The organism is Streptomyces sp. NPDC093149, assembly GCF_044754145.1.
In the GTDB taxonomy this organism is placed as follows: Bacteria; Actinomycetota; Actinomycetes; order Streptomycetales; family Streptomycetaceae; genus Streptomyces.
Genome location: NZ_JBIVON010000038.1, coordinates 1 through 1,846, shown reverse-complemented (window position 1 = coordinate 1,846; position 1,846 = coordinate 1). Strand labels below are relative to the sequence as shown.

Sequence of the window (1,846 nt, the reverse complement as noted above, 5' to 3'; positions counted from 1 at the left end):
GTCCGAGACCCGCACCGTGCCATCCCAGCTGCCGGTGACCGCGACGGGGCGGCCGTCGACCACTGCCGTCGCCATCGCTTGCACGTCCTCCTCGTGGCCGGTGAGCGGCTCGCTGATCTGCTCGCGCGTGCTCAGGTCCCATACCCGGACGTTGCTGCCGGTGACCGCGACGGGGCGGCCGTCGACCACCGTCGTCGCCACCGCCGACACCCAGTCGTACCGGCCGGTGAGGTGCAGGCCGATCTGCCGACCGGCGGTCAGGTCCCAGACCCGCACCGTGCCATCGCTGCCGCCGGTGATCGCCAGGGGGTGGCCGTCGAGCACCGCCGTCGCCACCGCGTTCACATCGCCAGTGTGGCCCGTCGGGGGCTCACCCACCTGGCCGTCCGAGGTCAGGTCCCACACTCGCACCATCCCGTCCTGGCTGCTGGCGATCACGTGGGGACGGCCGTCCAGCACCGCCGTCGCCATCGCCCGCACCTTGTCGGTATTGCCGTGCACCGGCTCGCCGAGCGGCTTGCCCGTGGCCAGATCCCACACCCGGAGCGTCCAGTCCTCGCCTCCGCTGACGATGCAGGGGCGGCCTTCGATCGTTGTCGTGACCACCGACAACACCCAGCCGTCGTGACCGGTGAGGTGCAGGCCGATCTGCCGGCCGGTGGTCAGGTCCCACACCCGCACGGTCTCGTCCTCGCTGCCGGTGACCGCCACCGGGCGGCCGTCGACCACCCCCGTCGCCAGCGCTCGCACCGCCTCCTCGTGGCCGGTGAGCGGCTCGCCGATCTGCTCGCGCGTGGTCAGGTCCCAGACCCGCACGGTCTTGTCGTGGCCGCCGGTGACCGCCACGGGACGGCCGTCGAGCATCGTCGTCGCCACCGCGCACACACAATGAGTGTGCCCGGTGAGGGGCTCGCCGATCTGCTCGCGCGTGGTCAGGTCCCAGACCCGCACGGTCCAGTCACCACTGCCGGTGACCGCCACGGGACGGCCGTCGACCACTGCCGTTGCCACCGCGCACACACAATGGGTGTGGCCGGTGAGGGGCTCGCCGATCTGCTCGCGCGTGGTCAGGTCCCACACCCGCACCGTCGCATCGCTGCTGCCGGTAACCGCGACGGGACGGCCGTCGACCACCGCCGTCGCCACCGCGTCCACCTCGCCGGTGTGGGCGGTGGCGACGGGTTGGCCGATCTTCCGGCCGGTGGTCAGGTCCCATACCCGCATAGTCCGGTCACCACTGCCGGTGACCGCGACGGGGCGGCCGTCGACCACCGCCGTCGCCACCGCCAGCAACGCGTCGGTGTGGCCGGTCGGAATACGACGCAGGGACCGGTCGAGCTGGGAGCCGGTGGCCCACTCGACGCCCCACGGCGCGGCGGGCTCGTCCTCCACCGGTACTGCGGTGATCCGTGCCGACAGCTCCCGGTCCCCGTAACGGGCCGCGTCCAGCGCCAGCAGCTGTCGGCGTACTTCCGCGGTCACGTCACGATGCAGCTCTGTCGAGGCCCGATACGCCGACGCGGCCAATCGCGCCGCCGGACCCGACGCCGCATCCAGCAACGCCGTCACCGCCCCCGGGTCCGCGTTCACCAGGAACCCCGGATCGGCCAACCGCCCAACAGCCACGGCAGATTCAGCACACGGGCGGATGTCCCGCAGATCATCAGACATGACCGGCACAGTAGCCATACCCAGAGCACCGCAGAAAGCACGACCGCCAGGCCCTCACCTGCACATGGCCAGGGTGCCGCTAGCCTCGGGCTTTCACGAGGTGGGTTGTCCGATGCTTGATCAAAAAAGCGGAGAGTGCCCCTGACCTGCAACGATGGGACTTGTCTAGGGTCCT

Annotated in this window: 1 protein-coding gene; it reads right to left on the bottom strand. The window is 71.2% G+C overall.

The window, feature by feature from the left end; translation table 11 throughout:
* Nucleotides 1-1,482, bottom strand: a 1,482-nt coding sequence (locus ACIQCZ_RS40505; protein ID WP_402290982.1) for a WD40 repeat domain-containing protein, incomplete at its 3' end; no start/stop codon positions are given.
* Nucleotides 1,483-1,846 lie beyond the last annotated feature (364 nt).